This is a genomic window from Microcoleus sp. PH2017_24_DOB_U_A (assembly GCF_020738205.1).
Lineage (GTDB): Bacteria > Cyanobacteriota > Cyanobacteriia > Cyanobacteriales > Microcoleaceae > Microcoleus.
Genome location: NZ_JAEQCT010000159.1, coordinates 1 through 6,402, shown reverse-complemented (window position 1 = coordinate 6,402; position 6,402 = coordinate 1). Strand labels below are relative to the sequence as shown.

Annotated in this window: 7 protein-coding genes; 3 read left to right on the top strand and 4 right to left on the bottom strand. The window is 44.3% G+C overall.

What is annotated here, in order from left to right:
• Window positions 1–257: 257 nt before the first annotated feature.
• Window positions 258–1,382: a peptidylprolyl isomerase gene (locus JGK07_RS31315; RefSeq protein ID WP_293186770.1), complete on the bottom strand. Its 1,125-nt coding sequence runs from the start codon at window positions 1,380–1,382 to the stop codon at window positions 258–260.
• A gap of 376 nt (window positions 1,383–1,758) precedes the next feature.
• On the opposite strand from JGK07_RS31315, the gene efp reads away from it, so the two are divergent.
• The 3 genes from efp to JGK07_RS31300 all read left to right on the top strand — a co-directional run bounded on the left by efp (window position 1,759) and on the right by JGK07_RS31300 (window position 3,490).
• Window positions 1,759–2,316, top strand: coding sequence for an elongation factor P (gene efp, locus JGK07_RS31310; protein WP_293155631.1), 558 nt, complete (start codon window positions 1,759–1,761; stop codon window positions 2,314–2,316).
• A gap of 193 nt (window positions 2,317–2,509) precedes the next feature.
• Window positions 2,510–3,067, top strand: a complete 558-nt coding sequence (gene accB / locus JGK07_RS31305; protein WP_293186769.1) for an acetyl-CoA carboxylase biotin carboxyl carrier protein — start codon at window positions 2,510–2,512, stop codon at window positions 3,065–3,067.
• A 30-nt stretch (window positions 3,068–3,097) separates the two neighbouring features.
• Window positions 3,098–3,490, top strand: a complete 393-nt coding sequence (locus JGK07_RS31300; RefSeq protein WP_293186768.1) for a metalloregulator ArsR/SmtB family transcription factor — start codon at window positions 3,098–3,100, stop codon at window positions 3,488–3,490.
• A gap of 398 nt (window positions 3,491–3,888) precedes the next feature.
• Here JGK07_RS31300 and JGK07_RS31295 read toward each other — a convergent pair whose 3' ends face one another.
• The 3 genes from JGK07_RS31295 to JGK07_RS31285 all read right to left on the bottom strand — a co-directional run bounded on the left by JGK07_RS31295 (window position 3,889) and on the right by JGK07_RS31285 (window position 6,195).
• On the bottom strand, window positions 3,889–4,662 hold the full coding sequence (locus JGK07_RS31295; protein WP_293226626.1) for a GerMN domain-containing protein: 774 nt from the start codon (window positions 4,660–4,662) through the stop codon (window positions 3,889–3,891).
• A 269-nt stretch (window positions 4,663–4,931) separates the two neighbouring features.
• The gene (locus JGK07_RS31290) at window positions 4,932–5,408 is read right to left on the bottom strand and encodes a hypothetical protein (protein ID WP_293226624.1); all 477 of its coding nucleotides are present in this window, start codon (window positions 5,406–5,408) and stop codon (window positions 4,932–4,934) included.
• A 1-nt stretch (window position 5,409) separates the two neighbouring features.
• A complete protein-coding gene (locus tag JGK07_RS31285) occupies window positions 5,410–6,195 on the bottom strand; it encodes a hypothetical protein (RefSeq protein WP_293186765.1) in 786 nt (261 codons plus the stop codon).
• Window positions 6,196–6,402: the final 207 nt, after the last annotated feature.

Below are 6,402 nucleotides of genomic sequence, written 5' to 3'. Positions count from 1 at the left end.
TAGTGTAGAAGCGATTTAAATCGCCGTCTTTGTTTGTCTTTATTCCAGCCCGCGGAGGCGGTCTTTGTTAGTGTAGAAGCGATTTAAATCGCCGTCTTTATTTGTCATAATTTCTTCCAGCCCGCGGAGGCGGTCTTTGTTAGTGTAGAAGCGATTTAAATCGCCGTCTTTATTTGTTATGGTTGCTTCCAGCCCGCGGAAGCGGGCTTTGTTTGACTCTGAAGCGATTTATCTCGCCGTCTTTGTTTGTGTGCTGATTAAACTTGAGGTTGAACCAAATTTTCCTTTCCTTTAATCACCTTAGCAGATATAATCTTATCTCCCTGCCTCAGTTTATCCAAAACCTCTTTTCCTTCAATCATGTAACCAAAAACAGCATACCGACCGTCCAACAAATTCAGACCAGCGGGCGTGAGTTCGGGTTCAAACAAGAAAAAGAAAAACTGAGAAGAACCGCTGTCTGGTTCAGCTTCAGCCCGGGCCATCGCCACAGCACCAAAAGCAGAAAAAGGCAAAACAGGCTCGTCGCGATAACGTCCCGCATCTTCTAGAGTAATCCCATAGACAGGTTCCTTGTCCTCTCTAACGAGCACTTCCAGCGGCACATTCCGGTATTTGCCAGTACCTGGATCAATAAAGCCCACTTCCTTGCCTTCGGGATCTCCCGTTTGCAAAACGTAGGATTCTTCCGATCGAATAAATGGTAAACCATCATAGAAACCTCGATCGACCAAATCCACAAAATTACCAGCAGTCACAGGCGCACTGTAACCGTCAACCACAACATTAATTGTCCCCTTATCCGTTTCCACCGCCACAGTAGCGCGACCTTTCAGTTGAGGCAGATTAGCATACTTAGCAGGCACTTCAAACGGAAACTTTGTCACCATCAACTCTTCGATTTCGCCTACCGAACCGAGGATTTTCGCCTTCAAGTCAATAACTTTTTCCCTGTCTTTAGCCTCAACAGCCTTTTCCAGTTCAGCAATTCCCTCCTTGACTTGTGCAACTAGCGCCTCAGCTTCCGGCTGTTTCGCCTCAGGAATACTCACTAAAATGTCGGACTCCCGAATGCTGAGAATCCTCGAAGCCTTACTGACATCGCTGCTAATGGGCCCCCAACGTTTAGAACGGATGTGGTTGCCAATGTCTTCCAGACTGATTTGCAACTCACGCACAGTCTGATTGTCAATAGGTAGCGCGAAACGCAGCAGCGCCCGGCCGTCCGTAATCGGATTCCCCGCAGGCATACTGCTGCTGGGGCGTTTGGCATAGGAAACTGCGCTGAAACTTAGGGAGAGTGCGAACAGCAGGACTGCTAAAGCACCGGTCTTCACCCAGCGCTTGCACGTATCGATCGAGAAATTAGGCCAATGCAACATATCTTTAACTTTTATTGCCTCTATTATCTTCCCACAGCGCGCGATCGCCTTCTCTCCATTACATCCGTTGCCTCTCCTTGTCCAACAGACAGAGGTTTTTCACTTGGAGTACAGCACTTGCTCCCTTTGAAAGGTAAAATAAATTGCCAATTGCTTTTTGATGCCGTCAGCTAGACTGCGGCTTTAAGCTGACCCCGCTCAAAAACGGATACAATCCCCAGACTCCTGTCGTGGAGAGATCAAAATTTTAGACCAAGGTTCAATCTCCCAGATTCAAAGCTGCGAGTGAATCTAAAATCTAAAATCTAAAATCTAAAATCGACTGACTATAGTTCCCCCGTGCCCAATGGCGACGGGATTGCCCGCAAAAATTTATATGCTCTCCAGTAACGACTTTCGACCAGGTGTTTCAATTGAATGGAATAACGGCGTGTGGCGGGTTATCGAATTCCTCCACGTCAAGCCCGGAAAGGGTTCCGCTTTTGTGCGGACAAAATTAAAAAACGTCCAAACCGGCAGCGTAGTGGAACACACATTCCGAGCTGGCGAATCTTTGCCTCAAGCCAACCTCGAAAAGAGCGCGATGCAGCATACCTATAAAGAAGGCGACCAGTTTGTCTTTATGGATATGGAAACCTACGAGGAAAGCCGCCTCACAGCCAAGGAAATAGGCGAGCGTGTCAAGTACCTGAATGAAGGTATGGAAGTCAGTATCCTTCGCTGGAACGACCAAATCATGGAAGTGGAATTACCCAATTCTGTCGTCTTGGAAGTGACACAAACCGATCCCGGAGTCAAAGGAGATACTGCCACCGGTGGCAGTAAACCGGCCATCCTTTCCACCGGAGCTCAGATCATGGTTCCTCTATTTATTTCGATAGGAGAACGCATTCGGATTGATACTCGTGAAGACAAGTACCTCGGCCGAGAATAGAAACGACGGAGAAAAAGGGAGTTTTTAGTTTTTAGTTGTGAGTTGTGAGTTATTAGTTAAAGAGCTAAAAAATCATCGCTCATCGCTCAAAGATTAAAAACTACCCCTTTTGTCTCCAAAATCGGTGAAGTTTCCTAGCTTCGCCGGATTCCAATTTCTCAATTTTAAATTCTTAATTACCCTTGAATCTACTGTGCAATTAGACTTAAACCAGCTTTGCGAACTGCTGACTGTTTTAGACAAAACAGGCATTTCGGAACTGACATTAAAAAGTGGGGAGCTTGAACTGACTGTACGCAAAGGCATTCTGGCCAGCGAACCAGCCACGGTTACTGCCCTCTCTACCGCGGCAAGTGTCGCTCCGACGATCGCGCTGGGATCTGTTTCTAGCCCCACTGCCGCCCCACCGGATGCTGTTAGTCAAAATGCAGGAGCAACTCCGGCCACTCCTGCACCAGCCCCTGCTGTCGCAGCTCCTGCTGCCGTCTCTGCTCCTGTCGATACCAAATGGGTGTCAATTATCTCGCCCATGGTAGGAACGTTTTATCGCGCTGCTGCTCCCGATGAGCCACCTTTTGTCAATGTGGGCGATCGCATCAAAGTCAGCCAGACAGTCTGTATTATCGAAGCAATGAAGCTGATGAACGAGATTGATGCTGATGAAGTGTCCGGTCAAGTCATGGAAATTTTAGTACAAAATGGCGAACCTGTCGAATACGGTCAAATTTTAATGCGAATTAATCCGGATTGAAGCATTACTTTATTGTTATGGACAGAATAAATGCTAATATTTCGAGATCACTTCTCCCCGGTGAGTTTGATGAAGTCATCCCAGCCTGTCCCGCAAGAGGTTGTGCAACAAGTTGCTGAGTATTTCAGTATTCTGAGCGAGCCAATGCGTTTACGAATTTTGAACTTGCTTCGCGACGGAGAAAAATGCGTGCAAGAGTTGGTGGAAGCTACTCAAACGAGTCAAGCCAATGTTTCCAAGCACCTAAAACTTATGCTCCAAGCTGGTATCCTCACTCGCCGGAGTGAAGGAACATCAGCCTATTATAAGGTGCAAGACGAGTTAATTTTTGAGCTATGTACTATGGTGTGCGATCGGCTTGCCACTCGGATCGAACAGCAAGCCCTCCACTTTCGGGCATTTAGCCTGACTGCCAAGCACTGAAAATTAGTCATTAGTCATTAGTCATTAGTCATTAGTCATTAGTCATTAGTGCGAGCGTCCCCGCTCGCGAACGTTATCAGTCAGCAGTCATCAGTCGGTAGTGCGAGCGTCCCCGCTCGCGAACGTTATCAGTCATCAGTTATATCAAATTCGGTAACTACGGAATTCTACCCTGCTCGCCGTGCGGGACGTTTGGCTTCGCGATCCGAAGCGAGCGACACGCTCGAATTGCACTCCGAAAATTATTATTCCGATGCAAATGTTAACGATATCATCAGCAATCAATTATCAGCTATCAATCCCTATTTTCCGCATTCAGACTAATAACTAATAACTAATAACTCCTAACTCCTAATTAATAACTCCTAACTAATGACTAATAACTAATGAATCAAAAATTAGTTAAGGGGAAAATTTTTGTCAAAACTTTGGCGGGTACTCGGTTGAGCCACCTCCAAACCTTCGCCACCCAAAAGTTCCAAAGGCTTGCCGTCCACCGAGATCCAAACCTTAGTATTCGGTTTTAAACTCGTAGCTGTATAGATAACTTGCCCTAACCGGCTCGTCATTGAACTGCTGCCTCCCCCCGCAGTAAATTCACGCGACAAATCGACATAAACTTCATCATTCTTGACACTCAAACCCCGGAGTTTTGTCCCTTTAGGTATTTCGCTAGAAACAGTTGCATCCTTCGGCCCAGCCAACAAAGTGTTAAAAGCAGCTTGTAAAGTTGCATCAGGCTTATCAGCTTGTTTGACAGCTACTTTCGTAGGAACTGCCTCAAATTTGCCGATCGCATCTTTAACCCAGTACACTTGGACTGTTTGGGCATCAGCCTGCTGCAAAGGCTTCGGCTGTGACGACTTGGGCGCCAGAGCCTGAGACGCCAGAGGGGTAGGTCTCTGAGCTTGAGGCGTCTGAACCTGCGGCGTCTGAGCCTGTGGCACCTGCACAGCATTTGGAGGAGGTACGGGGATAATTACAGCAGGGGATTGGGCAGGACTTGGGGATAGCGCCGGAGCGGTTGTCGGAGCTGAAGACTGCGTGTCTGCCGTGGGCGAACGGCTTGCCGTCCACCAAGCAATGCCACCTCCAGTCACTAAAGCCAACCCGCAAACACCGGCAATGAGTGCTGTTGTGGAGACGTGGCGTACTTCTTGTCCATCTTTCATAATACAAATCCTCGTTAGAGATAAAGCGCTTGACACGGTGAGGAGCTACTCCCGATCGGCTACATTTGTTTTTGCTGAGATTCTGGAACAGGGAACAGCTAAACCAAAACAATCCTGGCATCTTTAACAGCTTAGGAGCTATATTTCATTTTGACACCCTCCCGCTTAAAAACAAGGTATAAGTCTGAAGGCAGAATATAGAAGGCACTTATGCTGTGGCATATCCGAAGTTTACCTGACATTTTATCTAACTCGTAAATTACTATAAATTAACTAATATTTTGCCAAATATCACAATCGGTAACAGGTTGAAAATCTTTAATATTTTTAGTAGCAATAATGACTTCACGACCAAGAAATTGCTCTTTGAGCAGACACCATTGAGCAGCCAGAATGCAGTCTACATCAATGTTCTCCTTAATTTTATTAGATTGACTCATAGCTCTTGCCTCCGCCCATAGTTCGGCAGCCTTTTCTAGCAAAGCAAAAGTTACTTCTTGAAATTCAATTAACTCTCTTAGTTTATCTAACTCTTGAATACTTTTGCTTTTTATCCGAATCAATTCACGTCTAAGTTCATAATCACAGATATCAGAAGCAATTATATAAACGCCTTTCGACAACAGTCTATAAAACCATTCTGTGCATTGATAAATCTCCGTAGTCAGCTTCTGATCTTCAGACAATTTCTCATCAATATTTGTTATCAGCAAAGCAATAATATTAGAATCTAGAATTAGAATCACTCTACAATTTCCATCCTTTTTCTTCTCCAATACTTTCTATTTGCTCAAGTCGTGACTTTGCCCAATCCATAGCAGATTGGTTTTTCTGAATTTGCATTTCACGAGTAAATATTGGATTATAAGGAGAGTCAATCAAATGTAATTTTTCATTTTGTGTTCGGTCTTCTTCGATTTGCCATAATACTGCTCTAGCAGTGTTTTTTAATCCAACTAAATATAAAAAAACTGACTCGTTCTGATTGGCTCGATCGGGTTTTAGATTAGAATCATTTAAAAAAGCCAATGCTATATTCTTAATGCACTCTATTAAGTGTTGTGGAAAGTAGACAAGATATTCTTCTAAAAGCTCTGATAGTTTCACCATACCCGTGTATAGCGATCGATATTGACGTACTTTATCTGTTTCTTCTTCAAACGCAATCAGCATAAAACCCTGAGCTATGATTAATTCCCTCAAGCCATCCATGTATTTTTCACGATCTTCAATTTCTTTGAAAGTATCACGGGCTAAAAAGTCACTATATTTTGCTTTAAATTCGTTTAAAAGTGGTCTGTATTCAGAGTAATAAATATCCGCTCTTAGACGTATATCTTTTGCTTCTCTAATCCGTTCTAGTACCTCATAAATTTTCAATCCATCAATAAATAGTTCTTCTTTAGGAATCCGCGCTTCATCAGATTTAAACAGCTTTTCTAAGGCGTGTTTGATTAAACTTAGTTCACCAAACATCACCTCCTCACTGTTCGATGGCAATGCTCTAATTAAATTTTCTGTAGTGACTGTCATAGGAAGCCGACTCCATAAATAAAGGCTTTTATGATTTATGAGAGCACATGAGCTACAACTAGCGCGCTCCTTCTATTATCATAAACGATCATCTCGCTAAAACTGTAATTTTTCCCAAACAAAAAGCGCCCCTATTTCTAGGGGCGCTTTCTGTTTATCTCAAGCTAAAACTTAGCCGTTGATGGAAGGAGCAACCAAAGCAACTGG

Bases quoted from the DNA above. Each gene is read 5' to 3' on its own strand.
- JGK07_RS31315 (WP_293186770.1), bottom strand. From the start codon at position 1,382: ATGTTGCATTGGCCTAATTTCTCGATCGATACGTGCAAGCGCTGGGTG.
- efp (WP_293155631.1), top strand. From the start codon at position 1,759: ATGCTCTCCAGTAACGACTTTCGACCAGGTGTTTCAATTGAATGGAAT.
- JGK07_RS31300 (WP_293186768.1), top strand. From the start codon at position 3,098: ATGCTAATATTTCGAGATCACTTCTCCCCGGTGAGTTTGATGAAGTCA.
- JGK07_RS31295 (WP_293226626.1), bottom strand. From the start codon at position 4,662: ATGAAAGATGGACAAGAAGTACGCCACGTCTCCACAACAGCACTCATT.
- JGK07_RS31285 (WP_293186765.1), bottom strand. From the start codon at position 6,195: ATGACAGTCACTACAGAAAATTTAATTAGAGCATTGCCATCGAACAGT.